The sequence below is a fragment of the Acinetobacter pengchengensis genome (genome assembly GCF_982235305.1).
This window is the reverse complement of the sequence record NZ_CEVATJ010000001.1, coordinates 787,187-809,949: the sequence shown is the minus strand read 5'-3', so window position 1 is coordinate 809,949 and position 22,763 is coordinate 787,187. Positions and strand designations below refer to the sequence as shown.

The 22,763-nt window shown below is 41.1% G+C and carries 16 protein-coding genes and 2 pseudogenes; 4 read left to right on the top strand and 14 right to left on the bottom strand.

What is annotated here, in order from left to right; translation table 11 throughout:
• Positions 1-150: 150 nt before the first annotated feature.
• Complete coding sequence (locus AC0T5Z_RS03960) at positions 151-591, top strand: universal stress protein (RefSeq protein WP_004972175.1); 441 nt, start codon at positions 151-153, stop codon at positions 589-591.
• A 181-nt stretch (positions 592-772) separates the two neighbouring features.
• Here AC0T5Z_RS03960 and AC0T5Z_RS03955 read toward each other — a convergent pair whose 3' ends face one another.
• From AC0T5Z_RS03955 to AC0T5Z_RS03945, 3 genes and pseudogenes are all read right to left on the bottom strand, one after another.
• A complete protein-coding gene (locus tag AC0T5Z_RS03955) occupies positions 773-1,060 on the bottom strand; it encodes an MGMT family protein (RefSeq protein ID WP_291334098.1) in 288 nt (95 codons plus the stop codon).
• A 137-nt stretch (positions 1,061-1,197) separates the two neighbouring features.
• The gene (gene ypfJ / locus AC0T5Z_RS03950; RefSeq protein ID WP_435337657.1) at positions 1,198-2,103 is read right to left on the bottom strand and encodes a KPN_02809 family neutral zinc metallopeptidase; all 906 of its coding nucleotides are present in this window, start codon (positions 2,101-2,103) and stop codon (positions 1,198-1,200) included.
• Between the two features lie 40 nt (positions 2,104-2,143).
• Positions 2,144-2,833 (bottom strand): annotated as a pseudogene (locus tag AC0T5Z_RS03945) (DUF808 domain-containing protein); the annotation flags it as partial.
• A gap of 55 nt (positions 2,834-2,888) precedes the next feature.
• Here AC0T5Z_RS03945 and AC0T5Z_RS03940 point away from each other — a divergent pair.
• Complete coding sequence (locus AC0T5Z_RS03940) at positions 2,889-3,917, top strand: IS701 family transposase (protein WP_473786263.1); 1,029 nt, start codon at positions 2,889-2,891, stop codon at positions 3,915-3,917.
• A gap of 16 nt (positions 3,918-3,933) precedes the next feature.
• On the opposite strand, the pseudogene AC0T5Z_RS03935 reads toward AC0T5Z_RS03940, so the two are convergent.
• Positions 3,934-4,170 (bottom strand): annotated as a pseudogene (locus tag AC0T5Z_RS03935) (DUF808 family protein); the annotation flags it as partial.
• A gap of 209 nt (positions 4,171-4,379) precedes the next feature.
• Here AC0T5Z_RS03935 and trpS point away from each other — a divergent pair.
• Both trpS and pgaB (AC0T5Z_RS03925) read left to right on the top strand, forming a co-directional pair.
• Positions 4,380-5,393, top strand: coding sequence for a tryptophan--tRNA ligase (trpS, locus tag AC0T5Z_RS03930; RefSeq protein WP_435337604.1), 1,014 nt, complete (start codon positions 4,380-4,382; stop codon positions 5,391-5,393).
• Positions 5,394-5,809: 416 nt separating this feature from the next.
• Positions 5,810-7,066, top strand: a complete 1,257-nt coding sequence (gene pgaB / locus AC0T5Z_RS03925; RefSeq protein WP_435337603.1) for a poly-beta-1,6-N-acetyl-D-glucosamine N-deacetylase PgaB — start codon at positions 5,810-5,812, stop codon at positions 7,064-7,066.
• Here pgaB (AC0T5Z_RS03925) and pgaD read toward each other — a convergent pair.
• The 10 genes from pgaD to AC0T5Z_RS03875 form a co-directional block, all read right to left on the bottom strand.
• On the bottom strand, positions 7,026-7,559 hold the full coding sequence (gene pgaD / locus AC0T5Z_RS03920) for a poly-beta-1,6-N-acetyl-D-glucosamine biosynthesis protein PgaD (RefSeq protein WP_180043619.1): 534 nt from the start codon (positions 7,557-7,559) through the stop codon (positions 7,026-7,028). The two genes, pgaB (AC0T5Z_RS03925) and pgaD, sit on opposite strands and share 41 nt — an antisense overlap.
• Positions 7,552-8,820 carry a poly-beta-1,6-N-acetyl-D-glucosamine synthase gene (gene pgaC / locus AC0T5Z_RS03915; protein WP_435337602.1) on the bottom strand — a complete coding sequence of 423 codons (1,269 nt, stop codon included), beginning with the start codon at positions 8,818-8,820 and terminating at the stop codon, positions 7,552-7,554. Before pgaC ends, pgaD begins: the two co-directional genes overlap by 8 nt.
• A gap of 4 nt (positions 8,821-8,824) precedes the next feature.
• The gene (gene pgaB / locus AC0T5Z_RS03910; protein WP_435337601.1) at positions 8,825-10,687 is read right to left on the bottom strand and encodes a poly-beta-1,6-N-acetyl-D-glucosamine N-deacetylase PgaB; all 1,863 of its coding nucleotides are present in this window, start codon (positions 10,685-10,687) and stop codon (positions 8,825-8,827) included.
• Positions 10,687-13,086 (bottom strand): poly-beta-1,6 N-acetyl-D-glucosamine export porin PgaA, encoded by a 2,400-nt coding sequence (pgaA, locus tag AC0T5Z_RS03905; RefSeq protein WP_435337600.1) that lies wholly within the window; start codon positions 13,084-13,086, stop codon positions 10,687-10,689. Before pgaA ends, pgaB (AC0T5Z_RS03910) begins: the two co-directional genes overlap by 1 nt.
• Before the next feature lie 278 nt (positions 13,087-13,364).
• The gene (gene sucD, locus AC0T5Z_RS03900) at positions 13,365-14,258 is read right to left on the bottom strand and encodes a succinate--CoA ligase subunit alpha (RefSeq protein ID WP_291334070.1); all 894 of its coding nucleotides are present in this window, start codon (positions 14,256-14,258) and stop codon (positions 13,365-13,367) included.
• 11 nt (positions 14,259-14,269) lie between these two features.
• On the bottom strand, positions 14,270-15,436 hold the full coding sequence (gene sucC, locus AC0T5Z_RS03895; protein ID WP_291334068.1) for an ADP-forming succinate--CoA ligase subunit beta: 1,167 nt from the start codon (positions 15,434-15,436) through the stop codon (positions 14,270-14,272).
• 174 nt (positions 15,437-15,610) lie between these two features.
• Positions 15,611-17,044: a dihydrolipoyl dehydrogenase gene (gene lpdA / locus AC0T5Z_RS03890; protein WP_279739325.1), complete on the bottom strand. Its 1,434-nt coding sequence runs from the start codon at positions 17,042-17,044 to the stop codon at positions 15,611-15,613.
• A 60-nt stretch (positions 17,045-17,104) separates the two neighbouring features.
• Positions 17,105-18,319, bottom strand: coding sequence for a 2-oxoglutarate dehydrogenase complex dihydrolipoyllysine-residue succinyltransferase (gene odhB / locus AC0T5Z_RS03885; RefSeq protein ID WP_435337599.1), 1,215 nt, complete (start codon positions 18,317-18,319; stop codon positions 17,105-17,107).
• Positions 18,320-18,335: 16 nt separating this feature from the next.
• Positions 18,336-21,158 (bottom strand): 2-oxoglutarate dehydrogenase E1 component, encoded by a 2,823-nt coding sequence (locus AC0T5Z_RS03880; RefSeq protein ID WP_291334094.1) that lies wholly within the window; start codon positions 21,156-21,158, stop codon positions 18,336-18,338.
• Positions 21,159-22,042: 884 nt separating this feature from the next.
• Entirely contained in the window at positions 22,043-22,753 is a 711-nt protein-coding gene (locus tag AC0T5Z_RS03875) for a succinate dehydrogenase iron-sulfur subunit (RefSeq protein ID WP_026438061.1), read from the bottom strand.
• Between the last annotated feature and the right edge of the window lie 10 nt (positions 22,754-22,763).

Genomic DNA, 22,763 nt, shown 5'->3' with positions numbered 1-22,763 from the left:
GCTAAATTAAGGTGAAATAAGGACTTACAGCACTCAATTATCTTTATGAAATTACTGGGTTTTATTCTCTATAAATTCAGCGTAAGATAAGACAGGACTCAGAGCGAATATTTTATTAAAGTATTGAAATTACAATAAGGAGAAACACTCATGGCTTACCAAAACATCCTCGTACCAGTGGACGGTTCTGAAACTTCTTTTGCTGCTGTTGCAAAAGCTGCTGAACTTGCAAAAGCATTTGGTAGTAAAATTACTGTGGTACAAGTACTTACACTTGACCCGTATATTGCTGCAGAATACATCACTGCAAACCAAACCAATGACTTGATTGAACGCGCGCGCGCTTCTATTGTAAAAACTTTAGAAGAAGCAAAGCAAAAATTCACTGAACAAGGTGTTGAAGCTGAAACTAAACTACTTGAAGGTCAAGTAATTGCACGCGAAATTACCAACGCTGCAAAAGACTTAAATGCTGACCTGATCGTGATCGGTTCTCATGGTCGTACTGGCTTGAAAAAATTATTCTTAGGTAGCGTTGCTCAAAGCATTTTAAGCGAAGGCACAACACCTGTACTTGTGGTACGCCAATAAGTTTTTTGTTCCTCATTTCTTCGGAAATGGGGAACTTTTCGCTTTTTCTTTCTTTTTCACATCTTCATGCACTTAAAACTATACTGTTTTTCATTTCAACAATTTCTTAAACCACTTTGCTTACAACATAATATTTAGTCTGCTTAAGCTTTGCTTTCTTCCCTCTTGTTTTTTCAACGACTCAAGGTCGCCATTGGTATTGTTTTAAATTTACTTTACCTTCAAGCACAACTATTTCTTCAGCCATTAGCTTTAATACTTGTATATTCTCTCCCTGAGTATTCAACTTACTTAGTCTAATTTTGCCTTGTGCATTAATCACTCTATGCCACGGGACTTGATGACCTGCCGACAAATGCTTTAAGACATACCCCACTAATCGCGCATGTTTGGGTAAACCTGCCAATGCCGCCACTTGTCCATAAGTCGCTACATGCCCTTTAGGAATTAGACACACCACGGCTAAAATCTATTGTGCTAATTCATCGCTGGGTTTTGTAATAGGTATATTTGACTTCATAAACAGCCTGATTTTCTGCAATTAGTAAAAAGAAAAAGGAGTGAATCAATCACTCCTTTTATCATAATCATACAAGTTTAAGTCACTTATATTGCGGCATTGAAGGTGTCACAATCGTTAATCAAGCCTGACTTTAAGCCTGTTTGGAACCATTGTACGCGCTGCGCACTAGTACCATGCGTGAAGCTATCAGGTACGACTTGTCCACGTGAACGTTTTTGCAAGTAATCATCCCCAATTTTATGTGCAGCGTCCATCGCTTCTTCAATATCGCCTTGTTCCAGGAATTGAGTACGTTGATGATTATGATGCGCCCACACCCCCGATAAACAGTCCGCTTGCAACTCCTGACGCACCGAAAGCTGGTTACCTTGCACTTCACTGACTTGCTGACGTGCTTTATGCACTTGCTCTGAAATCCCTAAAATAGTCTGAATATGATGCCCAACTTCATGCGCTACCACATAGGCTTGGGCAAAATCGCCTGCCTGATCATTTCGGCTTAATTCAGTCTGATTTTGCTCACCCCCGATGCCCATTTGCTGACGCATGGCTTGGAAAAATGAAGTATCAATATATACTTTTTGATCGGCAGGACAATAAAACGGCCCCATCGCCGATTGTGCCGTACCACAGCCAGAATTAACTACACCTGTAAATAACACTAGTTTAGGCGGCACATACTGGTTATTTAACTGCTGCTGAAACACTTGTGACCACGTGTCTTCCGTATCAGCCAAAACAGTGCCCACAAACTCAATTGCCTCTTGTTGTTCGGGGCTTGGATTGTCTAAACCTTTGGTTTCAGTACTTTGTGCATGCGAGGTGACTTGCTTGGTCGCTTGATAAGCCGATTGAGGATCTACCCCAAAAAACTTCCACGCAACAAAGGCCACCACTAAGCCCAAAATACTAATACCACCCGCTTTTGCTCCACCTCCACCACGGCGGTCTTCTACATTTGTGCTAACTCGACGACCTTTCCAACGCATTATTCTTATCCTTCTCTTAAACCCTGATAACAGATTAAGCCTATTTAGACTTTGACCACACTTTTTGAACGAGTGTGACCACAATCACCACCAAAATGCCTGCCAAAATACCCACGACAAGGTTAATCAACATTGGCGTGACTGAACCTACAATACTCCCCATGGTTGGGATGTCTTGTACATACTCTACCGTATCTTCTGTGAAATGGTGCACAAAAGGAATCGCATGATTGATAATTCCGCCACCAACCAAGAACATCGCTGCAGTACCCACCACAGATAATGTCTTCATTAAAATTGGAGCAAATGCCAGTAAACCACGCCCAATGCGTTGTTTAAACTTGGTGGCTTGTTCTGTGAGATATAAACCGATGTCATCAATTTTGACAATTAACGCTACAAACCCATAGACCCCAACTGTCATAGCAACGGCAATCACACTCAATACGGTGACTTTGGTTAAGAAACTTGCGGCTGCTACTGTACCCAATGAAATCACTACAATTTCCGCCGATAAAATAAAGTCAGTACGCACTGCACCTTTAATTTTTTCAGTTTCATAAGTCGCAAGGTCTTGCTCGGTTTGAATTAATTCTAATTGTGCTTCTTTAGACGTTTGGGCTTTTTTGTGCTGTAAGGTGTGCATGATTTTTTCCACACCTTCATAGCTTAAGAACAACCCACCAATCACCAATAAAGGATTGATTAACCACGGTGCAACTACACTAATAGGACTTACGCATTGACGGATTCAAAAAAGTATTAAAATACCTTATAAAGTATCTGTGATCAGACGAATTAAAAATGCTTCTACAGCAACTTGTACTCTACCCATTTATATGGGCTTTCTCATGACAGAACCGAACTCTATTAGCTGCACACAACTTGCCGAGACTTATAATATCTCGCATGATAGTGTAAATCGCTTTCTAGAGCGTGAAGACTACACACCTCACGACCTATATCAAGAAGCAATTCAACATATTGATAATAATAAACTTATAGTCAGTATTGATGATACTGTTTTAGATAAACCATATAGTCAACATATGGACTTAGTTAGCTATTTTTGGTCAGGCAAACACCACCGATCCGTCAAGGGTATTAATCTCATTACCTTGTATGCGACAGATCAAAATGGTCAAAATATTCCAATTAATTTCCGAATTTATGACAAATCTGAAAGTAAAACCAAGAATGATTACTTTATGGATATGTTAAGTGAAGTACTCAGTTGGGGTGCAAAGATTCAATTTATTACAGGTGATAGTTGGTATTCATCGACTGGAAATCTAAAAACCATAAGAAAATATGGTATTCGATTTATGTTTGGTATCGACTGTAACCGTAAGGTTTCCCCAGAAAAAGGACAATGGTTTCAACTGCGTTTATTGCCAGATTTCCATCAGGGTCAAGTGGTCTGGCTCAAAGATTTTGGCTTTGTACAATTATTTAAGACTCAGTTAAAAGAACAGCAGAGGTTTTATATTGTGCATCAAGATGAAGATGATTTATTGTCCTTTGATGGTTTTCATGAATTACATTCAAGTCATTGGAAAATAGAACAATATCACCGAGTGATTAAACAGGTTTGTCATATTGAAAAGTTTCAAGTAAGACGATCTAAACTGATTTTGAATCATATTTTTTCAGCCTTGATGGCCTATGTTGAGATACAAAAGAACCAGTTTGAGCGGATCTTTGAAAATGTATATCGTTGGCAGAAGAAATTATTTAAACCAATTATCAAGAACTTTATTGATGAATTTATTCTCGATAAGAATCATCTGCTGCCACAGAAAATCTATAAATAATAGTGCGTAAGTCCTAACTAATTAATAATGCCAATGGTACTAAAATCAGTTTATTGATGAATGAACCTTTGGCCACACGCCATACCACAGGCAACTCACGTTCTGCACGCACCCCACTGACTTGCTGTGCATTCAGTGCCAAATCATCACCCAAAACCCCTGCAGTTTTTTTGGCAGCCATTTTGCTCATAACCGCCACATCATCTAAAACAGTTGCAATGTCATCTAATAAAAGTAATAAGCTGCTCGCCATTGCGTTGTTATCCTTATGCAATTTTCAAGTTATTTTAAAACTGAATGTACATAGATTCTGTATTTACTTCATTAATTTTTTATAGCAAAAGATTTTTTACAGCAAATGCTATTCAATCCACTTAAGGAAGTGACATTGAAAAATATTATGCCTTACAATGTAGCAATTCATCGGTACATAGATGTCGTAGATACGACTTGGAATAAAAAATGAGTAATCAAGATAATCGTCCTGTGATTTTGACAGGCGATCGTCCAACTGGACAATTACATTTAGGTCACTTTGTAGGTTCTTTACGTTCACGTGTAGGTTTACAAGACTCACATCATCAACATCTGTTACTTGCCGATGCTCAAGCCTTAACTGACAATGCCGATAACTTTGAAAAAGTGCGTCGTAATATTATTGAGGTAGCAACAGATTATTTAGCGGTGGGCATTGATCCAACAAAAACCACCATTTGCGTGCAGTCTTGCCTGCCTGCGTTAAACGAACTCACCATGTTGTATTTAAACTTCGTGACTGTGGCGCGTTTGGAGCGAAATCCAACCATTAAATCTGAAATTCAGATGCGTGGTTTTGAGCGTGATATTCCCGCAGGTTTTTTGTGTTACCCTGTGGCACAAGCGGCTGACATTACTGCATTTAAAGCAACGGTTGTCCCTGTGGGTGAAGACCAAATTCCAATGATTGAGCAGACCAATGAAATCGTGCGTCGTGTGAACCGTCAAATTGGTCATGACTTGTTGCCTGAATGTCAGGCGTTGTTGTCAAATGTAGGACGTTTACCTGGTTTTGATGGTAAAGCCAAAATGTCAAAATCACTGGGCAATACCATTGTTTTAGATGCCACAGACAAAGACATAAAAAAAGCCGTCAATGCAATGTACACCGACCCAAATCACCTGCGCATTGAAGACCCGGGTCAGGTTGAAGGCAACGTGGTATTTACTTATTTAGACGCCTTCGATACCAACAAAGAAGAACTTGAAGAACTAAAATCGCATTATCGTCGTGGTGGTTTGGGTGATGGTACGGTGAAAAAGCGTTTAGAAGGCATTTTAAAAGAATTGATTGGCCCGATCCGTGAGCGTCGTATCGAACTTGCCAAAGACCCTGATTACATTATGGATATTTTGAAAACAGGTACAGACAAATGCCGCAACATTACTCAGCAAACTTTAGATGAAGTAAAAGCTGGCTTAGGTGTGTTCCGCTTCTAAGTATTTTGTAGATATAAATATTTTAAAGTCTCTTATTCACATGAATAAGAGACTTTAAATTTGGTTGAAAAATCAAGATAAGATGACGCGATTCACAAAAAACACTTATTACTTACGTGATTTAACATCACGTAACCTGAATACTGCGGAATAGTATTCATTCTCAGTTTAGTATACTTACATGCTTTAGGAGCGATCCTAATTTCATAACATTTCTCCGTTATCGAAGCTGTGAAAGCAGATTCGTTTTTCATACGCAATGATCACCCCAATCATTGCGTATTTTTTTATTGGAATCAGCTGTTTATACAGCTTGTTCAACAATACAAAATCCTTTCCCGATATGCAAAAAACTACTTGAACTATCCGCTATTGTGATTAGAGTAAATCTATTGTGTGGTGCTGATGAAAGTCTTATGTTTGTATTTCCAAAAAAAATTAGCCAAGCCTTGAACCGAGTATGTCAAATTGGACTATTCATCCTAACCCTGCCTATGGCTGTACATGCTCAAAGTTTGCCTGTGATTGCTCAACATCCTATTGAAAACGTTATAAAAAACTTGGAACAACCCACCACGCAACAGACTCAACAAAAAACAAAGCACAATAAGCCTATTGCGCAAATGCGGATTATGCATATTGATTTAGATTATGTTTTCGATACAGACAAAGCCCAGCAACAACGTAATATTCAAGCCTTGATTCAACGCATTCAAAACATTCGACCGAATACGATTTTTTTACAGGCATTTGCCGACCCAGATGCCAACGGCTCTGCAGATCAAGTATATTTCGAAAACCGTTATGTGCCAGTACGTGACAACTTATTTCCACAGTTACTTCAGCAAATTCGTCAAAATACACAGGTGCAGCATGTTTATGCATGGTTGCCCGTTTTGGCGTGGGAATTGCCGAAAAATCAGCAATTCAATTATGTGCAACATCGTCAAGACGAACAAAAAGGCTATATTCGCCTCTCACCTTTTGAACAGAAAAACCTAGAAATTATTGTGGATATTTACCGTGATTTCATTCAACACAATCCTGTCGATGGTGTGTTGTACCATGATGATGTGACCTTGTCAGATTATGAAGATTCTTCGGCTTTGGCACGTAAATATTATCAGCAATGGGGGTTTTCACATCGTATTTTTAAAGACCTCAGACATCCCAAACAGGCACGCTTAGCCAAATATAAAACTGCTTATTTAGATCAATTGGCAGCAGGTATTACTCAAGTACTCAAACAATACCAACCCAATTTATTGGTGGCGCGCAATATGTATGCACCCGTGGTCACGCAACCCCAAAGTGAACAATGGTTTGCACAGTCCATGCCAAGTACCTATCGTTATTATGACTACAATGCCATCATGGCCATGCCCTATATGGAGCAAGCCAAAAACCATAAAAAATTCTATTTGGATTTAATTCAGCATGCAAAAAAATACGACCCAAATTTGGATCGTACTATTTTTGAATTACAAACGGTCAATTGGCGCAACCAGCAGAAAATTTCAACTCAAGAATTGCAGCACAGCATCCAACTTTTAGAGCAGCATGGTGTGAAACATATTGGTTATTATCCTGATGACTTTGTTGCACAGCATCCACAAGTCAAACCCATGCAGCTTAGTTTTCAGCTTGAGGCTGAACCTGATTCAGCCCAGTAGCGACAGACGCTACTGGCAAAGTTTGGTTGATGGCGTACTGTTGCAAAACACCGTCTTCGTCATAATGCAAAGTCACATTTTTAGCCTGTTTTAAAGTTTCAATATCTGTAACTTGTAAAGCAAAACTTTTCGCCATGTGTTCCGCAGTCACAGGGATCGGTGCATGACGACGCTCTTTATTACGAAAGCGAATCCAGTTGTAACTTGCCCACACCAACAAGAACAGAATAAAAATGTCGATGGCTAAAGCAATATGCAACAAACTGATCGGGCCATCTGGGCCATTGCCAATAATTAAGTGGTGATAAACGGTATAACCTTCATACCACCACAACAGCAAGGTAATCAGCGGCAAGAACAGCCAAATCCAGACCAGCCATCCTAAAAAGAATAGACCATAGCCCGCACTTTTATTGCGCACATATTTTGGCTCATCAATATATTGAGGAATTTCGAGCTGAGATTCATCCTGAATCATTTCATATTTAGGCATGTTCATCTTCTCCTCTAAAACCACGGTCTGGGCTGACCCAACGCGCACGTTTATTCTTTTTCAGAATGGTTTTAGGCAATGCCACCACTGTCGTCAGCATCATTAAAATCCAGAAAAATAATGGATACCAAATGACCCAAAAGTAGGTTCTGAATGTACGGCTTTTATCGTATTGATGGTCAATACAGAGGCTGACAAAGAACTGAATCAAACAAGTCACACCCAAAACTACACCATACCACTGTGGAAAAATAGTCTGGATGTACCATTCTGTTGGTACAGGAAAAAATAAGCCATACAGATATAACAGGAATATCCCGAAAATTACGTATGCCCAAGTAATACTGATTATGGCTTCAATCGCAATCGGCCACATACGGCGCAAACGCCATTTGAACATCTTACGCACATAGGCAAACAGGACTTCTACCCCACCTTGCGACCAGCGCAGACGCTGCTTCCACAAACCTTTAAAGGTTTCGGGCATATAGATGTAGCACAAAGCTTTCGGCACGTATTGCAAATCCCAGTGGTCAAACTGCAAACGCCAAGATACATCAATATCTTCAGTGATCATGTCATCGCGCCAATAGCCAATGCGGTCTAAAGCGGTTTTACGAAAACCTGCGATCACGCCCGACACAGTAAAAATACGTCCATAGGTACGTTGAGCACGTTTAATTAGACCAATAATTGATGAAAACTCACCAACTTGTAACTTACCTAAAATACTAGAACGGTTAATAATACGTGGATTTCCTGTCACAGCCCCCACACGCGGATAACTGGTCAATTGGTGCATCATCCAGAATACTGCATGCGGATGCAGTAAGGCATCACCATCAATACACACCAAAAACTCATATTGGCTGACCATCGTTCCTGCCCGCAAGGCATAGGCTTTGCCCTGATTTTCAGCCAAATGGACTACACGAAGTTTTGGATATTGTGCTGCCAGTTCATCTAAAATTTCGGCTGTTCTATCGCTACTACCATCATTGACTGCAATCACTTCAAATAGTGGATATTGCGTCTGCATGGCGTAACGAATAGTCGCACGGACGTGTTCTTCTTCATTAAAACAAGGAATAATGATACTACAGCCTTCCTGACTAGGTTCAGGCAAATCATTTTGACGATATTCGCGCTTAAAATAAAACCAGATTCCGCCTGCAATCCATAACCACGCCATAAACAGCGGATAGAAAAATGCAAAGCCAAAATATAAATCACTCAGATCAAATTGTGCAAAGTTCATCATAATATCAACGTCCTGTTCTGGTCTGGAATAGGTCGCGATATTCCAAAGGGCTTTCGTTTAAACTGAGCGGCGCATAAAGGTGTTGATGAACCTGCTCTCCCATATTCAAATGGTAATTTTCTACTCCTAATTTCTGTATAGACAACTGTCTGAGCGCAGCATAAGCATTTTGATAATGCTGCCATTGATGCGCAGTCGCTTGAGGATTCACTTCAAAAGTCACCATCAAATGCTGTCTTTCTTGTTCATTCAAATGCGCAATTGCATGTTTGAGGTCTGAAAAATGCGATGCAGCTTGAACAGGATCAATGCTGATATAGATAAAATCGGCATGATCTGGAATCAGCTGAACCACTTGTTTTAAGCCTTTAAATGAGGTTTGGTTACCATCTACTTTTAAAGCTGTTTGGTAGTTGTTACTGATATTGGTGTAATATTTAGCCGCTTTTTTAGTCTGGTTTTTAATGTCGATAATCTGCTGCACAGCGGCTTGGCATTCTGCTGTCCATTTCTCTTGCGCCAAAGCACAATTCAGACTAGAGCCTGTATCTAACATTAAACCTTCAATCGAGCTATTATTTTTCACCAAATCTGTAGTGAAGTCTGCCAAGCTATAGCCCTGTTGGGTTTGCAAACTGAGCGGTAACTCGGCATATACGCGATGCCCAACCCGTGTGCGTGCTTGCCACACGGTACGGTTGAGTAAATCCTGCTGCATTTTCAGTTGGCGGTTTGGAAAATACGCAACATCCACCTTACCATCGGCATTGCTGTCTGCTACCACTTTTAATAACAAGGTATTGGTTTTAAGTGCATTGACCTGATTTAAAAGCTGCCCCAGTTTTTGATCGGCTTGGTCATAACTTACAGCAGCCATATCGGCCAAGTCATAACGTAAAATACTTTTGCGTTGCTTATACGGCGCACGGGTATAAGTTAAAAATTCACGCATGCCTTCATGAATCACTTCTGGCGTTGGGTTATCCATAATCAAGGCGCGTTGATAGGTCTTTTCCGCATCAGCGAGGGTCAAAACACTACCTAAGCTGAATGACATTGGAAAACCAGCTTGAACTGCAATATCTTCGGTTTCTTTACTCGCTGCACCGTAAGGCCAGAAAATAGCACGGCTTTCTACACCTAATTCTTTTTCCAACACCTGTTTAGAGCGTTTTAAATCTGTCAAAATACGTTGCTTATACGCTGCATCGCTTTCATAGCTTTTGGTTTTTTCATCATACAAACGTGCAATTGCTGCAGGCTGCTTATTTTGTTGCGGATTCGACAAAATACCATAGTGCAAGTTGTCACTGTGCGATACAAACTCGACCAAACCCGAACGCTGAATTTCACGCATCTGATCCCAATTCATTAAGTTCCCAGAACCATAAGCTTCATAGGCAGCTTGGGTATTACCGTTAATCCAACTGGTTGGAATGGCAAAAACCGCAGGCACTTGGTACAACTTGAGCAATGGAAAAATTTTGGTATAGCTGCTGAGCGCACCATCATCTACCGTAATTAATACGGCTTTTTCAGGCAACGGTTTTTTAAACTGACGCGCTTGCCATACATCTTCTAAACGAATTGGCTGCCAGCCATTTGTCTTAATCCACGCTAAAAATTGGGCAAAATTTTTAGTGCTCACCGCATACACATCACGATCACCTCTTTTTTTGACATCATCACGGACATCGTGAAAAGTCAGGGTGACAAACGAATAAGCTTGTGGGTTGTCTATATTGGTTGCAGCTGTGTCAGTTGCATCGGGCTGAGGCTGTGTTGCACTATTAGCAAATGCCGAAGCTGCGCCACCACTGAGCAATGCCAGACACATTGCACTTAAAATACTGATTTGTTTTTTCATTAGAAGCGTCCCTCAAAACCTAAAACTGCATAGGTTTTTTCTTCATCCTCACCATCGTAAGGATGTACTCCCCACCCCACTCCATAATTCAACTTCCAAGTTCTGGAAAGTTGCCATTCATGTCCATAAAAAAAGTTATAAATCGGATCATTTGAATAACCTTTTTGTTGATAGGTACCGACAGTCGCTTCAAAACGCTGATTCAAATGACGCTCATAATTACGCCACGTCATCCAATCGTGCGCTAAGCGTAATTCAAGGCTGTGGCTGCGTTCAGGGTTAAAATAATTGGTCGCAATGTTATCGTTTTGACCGTAATAACCTGCAACGGTTGCTGTGGTTAAATGATGCGGAGCTGAATAAATTCGCTGGCTAAAAAATGCCGACGTTTCGTGGCGTGTATTGCCATCATCAATATCTGTCAATTGGTATTGCAAGCCCGCTTTGCGTGATTCATTTTGTTGCCAGTTCAAACCAACCAAATAAGATTCGCCCTCGTAACCATCCCGAATGGCTTGTAAGGGAATATCTGCCTGCGTATTGAAATTAAGACGATATTGCCAATGATCATTTAAGGCATGCGTCCAATCGAGTTCAACGCCAAAACGGCTATCGTCTACGCTATTGGACAACAAAATACTGGCTGCTTTACGTTGCTTGTTCCACTCTAAACCTAAACCGACCCGCTGATCATCTATTTTCCCTTCTTGGTATTTTGACCAGCGGTAAGTATGATCGGCAAACAGACGATAATGATCATTCATCCACGGACTATTAAGACGCGTCCAATGATTCTGTTCATTGCTGCCTTTAAGCTGATTTAAAAGTTGTTGATCAGACTTACTTTCCGACCAAGTACTTGAATGCTGAATCGAAAAATGTTCCCGATCATTCAACTCTTTGCGGCTACGTTGCACCGCAGTATCATCAGGTACAGTTTGATATAAATACTGATTGATAGCACGCCAACGCTCAATATCACCCAAAGTCTGTGCATTTTGCATCTGATTGATTTGCGTGGTTTGGCTAATTGGCGTCATGCCGTTCCATTGAGATACCGTATGTTCGGCATCTAAAGGTTTTTCACGCCAACGTTGAATGAGTGCTAAATTATTTTGGAAAGCGACATTGCTCGGTGCGTGTTCAACCAAATTTTGAAAATACTGCTCGGCCTTGGCATGTTGATTTCGATAGGCATAATTCAAACCTTTCAAACTCAAATATTCCAAGCGATCTGAATGTGTGGTTCGCTCTACACCTTTGGCATCACTATAACTAAAGGTCGGCAGCGTTTTATCCATCTCTTGAATCAGCTGATTGGCCTGTTTAAATTTTTCCTGCTCGATATAGGCATAATACAAACCTGCGTATACCGAATAATCGACATAATTCTTTTCTTTAAACAAACTCAAATACAGCGGTTCAGCCTTAGCAGGTTGTTGCAGTTTCAAATATGCATCGGCAATGGCATGACGTACATAAGCAGGCATATCTAGCGGTTGCACATCGACCTGAGGCAAAGTTGCAATCACATCTTTTGCACGATTACGCTGGTTTAAAGCATAGAGATATTCATAATAAAAGCGACGTTGCAAATCGGGCTGATCTGTCAACTGAGGGATATAAGCTTGCATGTCGGCTAGAACTGAATCTAAAAGCCGAAAAGCATACTCACCTTCATTCCGATAACTGGCAGATTTATAAAATTGCACCGCATCGAGAATTCTTTGTGAAAAGTCTTGTAATTTTGCCGCAAAAATCAAGTTTGGCTGATCTAAATGATGGGTTTGCATATAGGCTTCAGCACGTGCCTGATCTGCATTCAACAATAGAGCCAATACATATTGTTCCTGCGCATTGCCTGTCACCTGCTGTGCTAAAGATGCCTCAGCAGCTTTTAGCGCCTCTACAGGCATTTCTAATAGTCTATAAACATAAGACAATTGTGCTAAATAATCTGCACTTAGCGTCGCTGCATGGATGCTTTTTACATCTTGACGTGCTTGTTCAATTTGACCTGATTCAACATGCAATACTGCACGCCAAACTTGCCAAGAGTCAGCAGGTTTCACCTGTTGAAATTGTTGCACCAATGCTAAAGCAGCGGGATATTGTTTTAAATCACGCAAAGTTTTAATCGCGCTGACTTGTCCATATTCAGGAAATTGCGCTGCCTGAATAGCGTTCAAATATGGCAACTGATGCAGACCAATTTTATTGTGACTATAAGCTATCACAATATAATCTGCTAAAAGCTTTTGATTTTGTGGATATTGCTGCAGCAAGGACTCAAGTTGCTGAAAGCCAGCATCAATTTGCCCTGAACGTATTGCAACAACGCTTTGTTCACGCAGTTGATCCACACTCTCTTGTGCATAAACCGTTGGAAACAGTGACATGCAAGATAATGCAGACACATAATAGATTGAAAATTTCTTTCTTCTTGTTAACACGCGCTACTCCGCACATAAAATGTAATTAATGTGAAATATTTCGCAATATTATGCCTATCTTTGATAGCAACACTTTGGACAAAATGCAAGACACTTACATAATTTATACCGAATCAACACATATTATATACTTTATCTCTCAATTCTGGCTAATTTTTCAGCATAAAAAATCCCCAATATTGGGGATTGAGTGCTGAATAAAATCAAGCTCTTCAAGATTTGACTTATTTAAGCAAACCTTGATCTTTTAATACTTGCCACATAGTAGAACCCAATTCTGCAGGGCTACGCGTATAAGCAATTCCAGCACGTTCAAAAGCTGCAAATTTTTCTTCCGCAGTGCCTTTACCGCCTGAAATAATTGCACCCGCATGTCCCATACGCTTACCTTTAGGTGCTGTCACTCCAGCAATATATCCCACCACAGGTTTATTGACATTCGACTGTATATATTCCGCCGCTTCTTCTTCTGCCGTACCACCAATTTCACCAATCATAATAATCGCATCGGTGTCTGGGTCGTCTTGGAATAATTTTAAAGCATCAATTTGGTTCATACCTGGAATTGGGTCGCCACCAATCCCGATACAAGTCGATTGTCCTAAGCCCAACTTGGTGGTTTGTGCCACAGCTTCATAGGTCAAAGTACCTGAGCGTGAAATAATGCCAATTCGTCCTGGTTGATGAATATGCCCTGGCATGATGCCAATTTTGCATTCACCTGGTGTAATCACACCTGGGCAGTTTGGACCCACCAAACGTGTACCATTGCCATTGGTTTCTAAATAACGCTTAGCTTTAAGCATGTCGATGGTGGGTACACCTTCTGTAATCACCACAATCAAACCCACGCCAGAATCAACTGCTTCTACAATCGAATCTAAAACAAACGGTGCAGGTACATAAATCACCGATGCATCTGCACCTGTTTCACGTACTGCTTCTTTCATGGTATTAAATACGGGTAATTCCAAGTGAGTTTGACCACCTTTTCCTGGCGTTACCCCACCCACCACTTTGGTTCCATAATCAAGTGCTTGTGCTGAGTGAAAAGTACCATTTTTACCAGTGAAACCTTGTACCAATACTTTGGTGTTTTTATTAATTAATACGCTCATCCTGATTCTCCTTAAGCTTTCACTGCAGCAACAATTTTTTCTGCGGCATCAGATAAGCCATTAGCAGAAATAAGTTTTAAGCCTGATTCATCTAGTAATTTTGCACCGAGTTCTGAGTTGTTCCCTTCTAGGCGAACCACCACAGGTACCGTCACATTTACTTCCTGAACCGCTGCAATAATTGCTTCCGCAATCATGTCACAACGTACAATTCCACCAAAAATATTAATCAGTACGCCTTTAACCGAGTGATCTGCCAAAATAATTTTAAAGGCTTCAATCACGCGTTCTTTGGTTGCACCACCACCTACATCTAAGAAGTTTGCAGGCTGACCGCCATAGAGTTTAATAATATCCATAGTCGCCATTGCTAGACCTGCGCCATTCACCATACAACCGATATTGCCTTCTAAAGCAACATAGTTCAGGTCAAATTCGGATGCACGCAATTCACGTTCATTTTCTTGTGTTTTATCGCGCAGTGCCAAGACTTCAGGCAAACGATACAGCGCATTAGAATCAATACCGACTTTGGCATCCACACATAAAATGTCGCCATTTTCACGTACAGACAATGGATTAATTTCAAATAAGGCAAAATCATTATCGATAAATGCCTGATAAGCCGCTGTCATAATCTTCACAAACTGCGTGATTTGACTATCTTTAAGTTTTAATGCAAAGGCCACTTCACGTGCCTGAAATGGCAACAAACCCACTAAAGGATCAACTTCTACTTTAATAATTTTTTCTGGGGTTTCTTCCGCCACTTTCTCAATATCCACACCACCTTCGGTAGATGCCATAAAAGTGACGCGACGGCTAGAACGATCCACCACTGCACCCAAATACAGTTCACGCTCTACAGGATAAACATCTTCAGCCACTAAAATACTGTTTACAGGCTGACCATAGGCATCGGTTTGATAGGTGACCAAGCGTGTTCCAAGAATTTGGTTAGCATAATCTGCTGCTTCTTGTGCAGATTTTACGACCTTCACGCCGCCCGCTTTACCGCGACCACCTGCATGTACCTGAGCTTTCATCACCGCAAATTTACCGCCGAGTTGCTCGAAAGCTTGCACGGCTTCTACGGCTGTAGTGGCCAAAATGCCTTCTTGCACTGGCATACCATATTTTTTTAATAGCGCTTTTGCTTGATACTCATGTAGATTCATTGACTAACCTTTTACTACTTCTTTTATTCAGTTATCACCATCAATATCAAACCGAAGTTTTAATATTGCTTTCCTTGTGTGGTGTTTTTCCTATGCTCTTTACTTTTAGATGATTATTCCCATAAATACAACCATCAAATGTAAAAAGAGCGGCCTAAGCCGCTCTTTTTAGTGTTATTTACGTTTACGCTGAATCGCGTGAATCGCACGCCCATCTACAGCTAAAGCGGCTTCATGCACCACTTCAGAGAAGGTTGGGTGACCAAATGTCATTAATTGTAAATCTTCAACTGAAGATACAAACTCAAGTGCAATCATACCTTGGTGAACGATATCAGACGCAGCAGGTCCAATCACGTGCATACCCAATAAACGATCTGTTTTTGCATCTGCAACAAACTTCACAAAACCAGCACCTTCGCCTGCAGCTAAAGCACGACCATTTACCGCGAAACCGAATTGACCAGTTTTCACTTCGTGGCCTTTTTCTTTGGCTTGCTCTTCAGTTAAACCAACCCACGCCGCTTCAGGGTGTGTGTAGATGACTGAGATGATTGTGTCGTAGTTAACTTGTGCAGCATGACCGTGAATACGCTCAACAGCCATTACGCCTTCTTCCATTGCTTTGTGTGCAAGCATTGGACCACGTACCAAGTCACCAATTGCATATACACCTTCAACAGAAGTTGCACACCAATCGTTTACTTCAACTAAGCCACGTTCAGTCAGTTTAATACCGCAATCATCTGCCAATAAACCTTCAGCATAAGCACGACGACCTACACAAACGATCAATTTATCGAAAGTTTGTTCTTTGTCTTCACCGCCTTGGGTATATTTAACAGTCACTTCACGACCATTAACATCAGTACCTGAAACTTTCGCACCGATACGGATATCCATGCCTTGCTTAGTCAAGAGTTTTTGGTAGTCTTTCGCCAAAGCTTTGTCAGCCATTGGTAAGAATGCATCCATTGCTTCAAATACAACAACTTCTGCACCTAAACGACGCCATACTGAACCAAGTTCAAGACCAATTACGCCTGCACCAATCACACCTAAACGCTTAGGCACTTCAGGGAATTCTAATGCACCAGTAGAATCAACAATAATGTCTTGATCTACAGGAGCAACAGGAATACTTACAGGAACCGAACCAGTCGCAAGAATCACATATTTAGGCTCTAAAACCTGAGTTTCGCCTTCATGAGAAACGAATTCAACTTTTTTACCAGCAAGTAGTTTACCAGTACCTTGTAACCATTCGATGCCATTACCTTTAAGTAATTGCGCAACACCACCAGTCAATTGCTCAACGACTTTGTCTTTACGCGCTAGCATTTTAGACAAATCGAAAGCAACTTCACCCGTTGTAATACCGTGGTCATCTAAATGCTTAACAGTATCTTCATAACGATGTGAAGAATCTAGTAATGCTTTAGATGGGATACAACCCACGTTTAAGCATGTACCACCCAAAGATGGTTTACCTTTGTGAATACGTTTTTCGATACACGCAACTTTAAAGCCAAGTTGAGCCGCACGAATTGCCGCTTCATAACCACCTGGGCCACCGCCAATAACAACAAGATCAAATTGTTGAGACATTTTTATCTCCAAAAATGGGCTTAGAGGATCGCTCCGAGCCCACTGATTTATTCTTTAGAATTAAAGGTCAAGGATGAGTTTAGCTGGCTCTTCTAACAATTCTTTGATTGTTACAAGGAAACCTACAGCTTCTTTACCATCAATTAAACGGTGGTCATAAGAAAGCGCTAAGTACATCATTGGCAAGATTTCAACTTGACCATTTACCGCCATAGGACGCTCTTGGATTTTGTGCATGCCCAAGATTGCAGTTTGTGGCGTGTTTAGAATTGGTGTAGATAACAATGAACCGAAAGTACCACCGTTAGTAATGGTGAATGTACCGCCAGTCATATCTTCAATACCAAGCTTACCGTCACGTGCTTTGTAAGCATAGTCACGAATACCATTTTCTACTTCAGCATAGTTCATGCGGTCTGTATCACGTAATACAGGAACCACTAAACCACGGTCAGAAGAAACTGCAACACCGATATCGTAGTAACCGTGATACACGATGTCTTCGCCATCAATAGAAGCGTTTACTGCTGGGTAGCGTTTCAATGCTTCAGTTGCAGCTTTCACGAAGAAAGACATAAAGCCTAAACGTGCACCATGACGTTTTTCAAATGCGTCTTTGTATTGTGCACGCATTTCCATGATTGGCTTCATGTTCACTTCATTGAATGTTGTCAACATTGCAGTTTCTTGAGTCGCTGCAAGTAAACGCTCTGCCACGCGCTTACGTAAACGCGTCATAGGAACACGTTTCTCGATACGCTCGCCTACCGCAACGCTTAATGGCGCAGCTGCAGCAGCAGGTTTAGCTTGATGATTTGCAACATCTTCTTTAGTGATACGACCACCACGACCTGTACCAGATACGTCTGCAGCATTGATACCTGTTTCAGTCAATGCTTTACGTACTGCCGGTGCTTGGTCAGCAACAGGTTGTGCACGCTCAACAACTGGCGCAGCGCCCGCTTCAGTTTTCGCTGCAGCTTGCTCTACTTGACCTTCAGACTGAACAGCTTGAGTTTGAGTAGCGCCAGATACAGCACCAGCTTCAAATTGAGCAATTACTTCGTCTGAAAGAACAGTATCGCCTTCATTTTTAATAATTGCAGCGATGGTGCCATCCGCAGGAGCGACTACTTCCAAAACAACTTTATCGGTTTCAATATCACAGATCACTTCATCACGTGAAACTGCTTCACCTGGCTGTTTGTGCCAAGTTGCAATCGTACCGTCTGCAACTGACTCTGGAAATACCGGTGCTTTAATTTCGGTTGCCATTATTTCGAATCTCCTGTTATTCAGCTACGATCGCAAGCGCGTCATTAATGAGCTGAGCTTGTTGTTTTGCATGCAAATATGGTGAACCACACGCTGGTGCTGCAGATGCTTCACGACCCGCATAACTAATGCGAATCTGTTTACCAGTTTTCATTACGTCATCATATAAGCGTGGCGCGATGAATAACCAAGCACCTTGGTTCTTCGGTTCTTCTTGAGTCCAAACAAGCTCTTTTACGTTTGGATAAGAAGCAAGAACTTCTGCAAGACGTTGTTCTGGGTATGGATACAACTGTTCAATACGAACAATTGCAGTATTGTTCAATTCTAATTCACGACGCTTTTCAAGCAAGTCGTAATACACTTTACCACCACACAATACCAAACGAGTCACGTCTGCTTTGTTGATGTTGTCAATTTCATCAATCACAGTCTGGAATGTACCAGTTGCAAGCTCATCAAGGTTAGACACGGCTAACTTGTGACGAAGTAAAGACTTCGGCGACATGATGATCATTGGCTTACGGATTGGACGAATTGCCTGACGACGTAAAGCGTGGAAAATCTGTGCAGGTGTTGTTGGTGTCATCACTTGCATGTTCTCTTCCGCACAAAGCTGTAAGAAACGCTCTAAACGTGCAGATGAATGCTCAGGACCTTGACCTTCATAACCGTGAGGAAGAAGCATTGTTAAACCACACACACGCTCCCACTTGGTTTCGCCAGATGAAATGAACTGGTCGATTACCACTTGAGCACAGTTTGCGAAGTCACCAAATTGTGCTTCCCAAATAATCAAGCTCTTTGGAAGCGTTGTCGCATAACCATATTCAAATGCCAATACTGCCATTTCAGACAATAAAGAGTCATAGATTGCAACACGTGGTTGGTTCTCTTTAATGTGGCAAAGTGGAATATAAGTTTTACCATCGACTTGGTTATGCAGTTTTGCATGACGGTGTGAGAAAGTACCACGACCAACGTCTTCACCAGTCAAACGCACAAGGTAACCCTCATCCAACAAAGTTGCGTATGCCAAAGTTTCAGCTGCACCCCAGTTTAGTGGCATTTCACCTGTTTGCATTTTCAAGCGATCATCAATCACTTTAGCAACTTGGCGCTGCAGCACGAAACCTTCTGGAAGTTTACGCATGGTTTGACCAAGTTCTTTCAAACGCTCGATTGGGAAAGTTGTATCCCAATCGTCTGTATAGTCGTGACCCAAGTATGGCGACCAATCTACAAACATTTTGGTATTTGGCTCAAGCACCAATGCATTCGCAACGTGATTACCCGCTTCTAAATCTGTACGGTAATCTTCGATCATTTGATCTGCTGCTGCGCGATCCAACACACCTTCTTGCACCAATTGGTCAGCATACAAAGTACGTGTAGTAGGCTTTTTGTTGATCACTTGATACATCATTGGCTGAGTTGCTGCTGGCTCATCCGCTTCGTTGTGACCACGACGACGGTAGCAGAACAAATCAATTACAACGTCTTTACGGAATGTATGACGGAAATCGTGTGCCAATTGAGATACAAAAATCACCGCTTCAGGATCATCGCCATTCACATGGAAAATTGGCGCCTGAATCATTTTTGCAATGTCAGTACAGTATTCAGTAGAACGTGCGTCACGTGGGTCAGATGTTGTGAAACCAACTTGGTTGTTAATCACAATGTGAACTGTACCACCTACGGTATAACCGCGAGTTTGTGACATTTGGAAGGTTTCTTGGTTAACACCTTGACCTGCAAATGCTGCATCACCGTGTACGATTAATGGCAATACATCATCACCACCAATGTCTTTACGACGTACTTGACGTGCACGTACAGAACCCTCAACCACAGGTCCAACAATTTCTAAGTGCGATGGGTTAAACGCAAGTGCCAAGTGCACTTCACCACCCGGAGTCATCACGTTCGATGAGAAACCTTGGTGATATTTTACGTCCCCAGAACCTTTTTTGTGCAAGCTCTTACCTTCGAACTCACCAAACAAGTCTGCTGGGTTTTTACCCATGATGTTCACAAGTAGGTTCAAACGACCACGGTGTGGCATCCCAATCACGACTTCTTTACATCCAACAGTACCCGCACGTTGAATGATTTCATTGACCATCGGGATAAATGATTCACCGCCCTCTACACCAAATCGTTTTGCACCAACGTATTTATTGCCTAAAAATTTTTCTAGACCTTCAGCTGCTGTTAAGCGCTCAAGAACGTGTTTCTTTTGATCTGCAGTAAATGCAAACTTACCACGCGCACGTTCTAAGCGTTGTTGAATCCAGCGTTTTTCTTTGGTATCAACAATGTGCATGTATTCTGAACCAATTGAACCGCAGTAGATCGCCTCCATGGCATCAACCATTTCGCCCAATGTGGCTTCAGATTTACCAATTTCTAAATTACCTGTACGGAAAACAGTATCTAAATCGGACTTAGTTAAGCCATGCGCAGCAAGGTCAAGATCAGGCACGTCTTCACGTTTTGCCAAACCTAGTGGATCTAATTTTGCTTTTTGGTGACCACGGTTACGGTAAGCAGCAATCAGTTGCAACACGCCAATTTGACGTTGTTCATGTTCAGAACTCACTGAACTCTGAACAATGGCTTGAACGCGATTAGAATTACGACCTAATAAAAGGAATTGCTCACGTACATTACTGTGTGGTTGATCACCCTTCGGGAATTTATCGAAATATTCGCGCCAATCAGCACCGACTGATTCCGGTGACGTTAAATAATGCTCGTAAAGTTCTTCAATATACGCTGCACTATCAGCGGAAAGTTCAGTGTCAAGACGCAGTGCGTCAGCAACTTCTTGCATTTGTGGACCCATTTCCTATTGCAAAAACATTTTCCAGGATGCTTTTTAAGCAAACCCATGATTGATAATGTCAAATTGGTAACATGACATTAGTCCCCAATCGACATAAGTCATGAGGCGTTATCACTACATTAGGAAAACCCAATGTCATTTATGAATCATAACGCCCTCACTGGCATCATCACTCACATATATACTCGACCTAAGCCGAGCAATTTTTTGCAAAATCGTTTTAGAAAAAATAAGTGCTCAGTCTTAGCTTTTCTAATACGACTTTTCTGCGATAGTCCTGATTTAATAACACATCATTTGCACTTAAAATGTTGATAAAATGTACAAAAATTCAACATTTTTCAAATGTATTCATTTATTAATCGTAACATGATCTCAGAAATGCAATTGATTTTTTTGACACATACCTCCTATAAATTGGCGAAATACATTGATTCTATTTTCATCTAACATATGGTGCTTTATTTAAAAAACAGATGCAATTTAGACCAAAGTCCAACACCACTATTTTAGATAAAAGAAAAGAGAGCACATCTCTCAATCTGCCCTCTCACTTACACGTTATATGATAACATCTATAAATAAATATTGCAGCTAATCTTGGCATTTACCCATGCATTACAACAAAATAGCAGCACTGGATTACAATTGTGTGCAACTTTAGTCGGCTAAATGCCGTTTTTGTCTATTTATCCAACAGCTATACTTAAAAATATCGAATACTCATTTTTTAACCACAATTTTGTATGCAATATTTTTCATTTTCGCACCCATCAAAAACAAGTTACGTATCACACGACTTTTACAGTAATTGTAGCACAAAAAAAGCACACCCTTAGGTGTGCTTTTCTCAACTGAGATCACGCAGTCTATTAGCCAGCCATATCTAAAAGCATATTACGGATATGACCGATTGCTTTAGTTGGGTTCAAGCCTTTAGGGCATACAGATACACAGTTCATGATACCTTTACAACGGAACAAAGAGAATGGGTCGTCAAGACGAGCCAAACGCTCTTGAGTTGCAGTATCACGCGAATCGATAATGAAACGGTATGCATTCAACAATGCTGAAGGACCCAAAAACTTGTCCGGGTTCCACCAGAATGATGGGCAAGATGTAGAACAACATGCACAAAGAATACATTCATACAAACCATCAAGATGTTCACGATCTTCTTGAGATTGTAAACGCTCTTTTGGCGGTGCAGGTTGGTTGTTGATCAAGAACGGATGAATCTTATTGTACTGATCATAGAACTGATTCATATCAACAACTAAGTCTTTAATTACAGGAAGACCTGGAAGTGGGCGAATAGTAATCACTTCTGGTAAATCGTTTAGGTTCCAAAGACATGCTAAACCGTTTTTACCATTGATGTTTACACCATCAGAACCACAAATACCTTCCCGACATGAACGACGGAAAGTCAAAGATTCATCTTGTACTTTCAACTCAAGAAGTGCATCAAGCAACATACGATGCTTATCAGTCAATTCAAGTTTAAAAGTTTGCATGTACGGTGCTTTATCCTTATCAGGATCGTAGCGGTAGATATTAAATGTACGAGTACCTCTACTCATCTTACTTCTC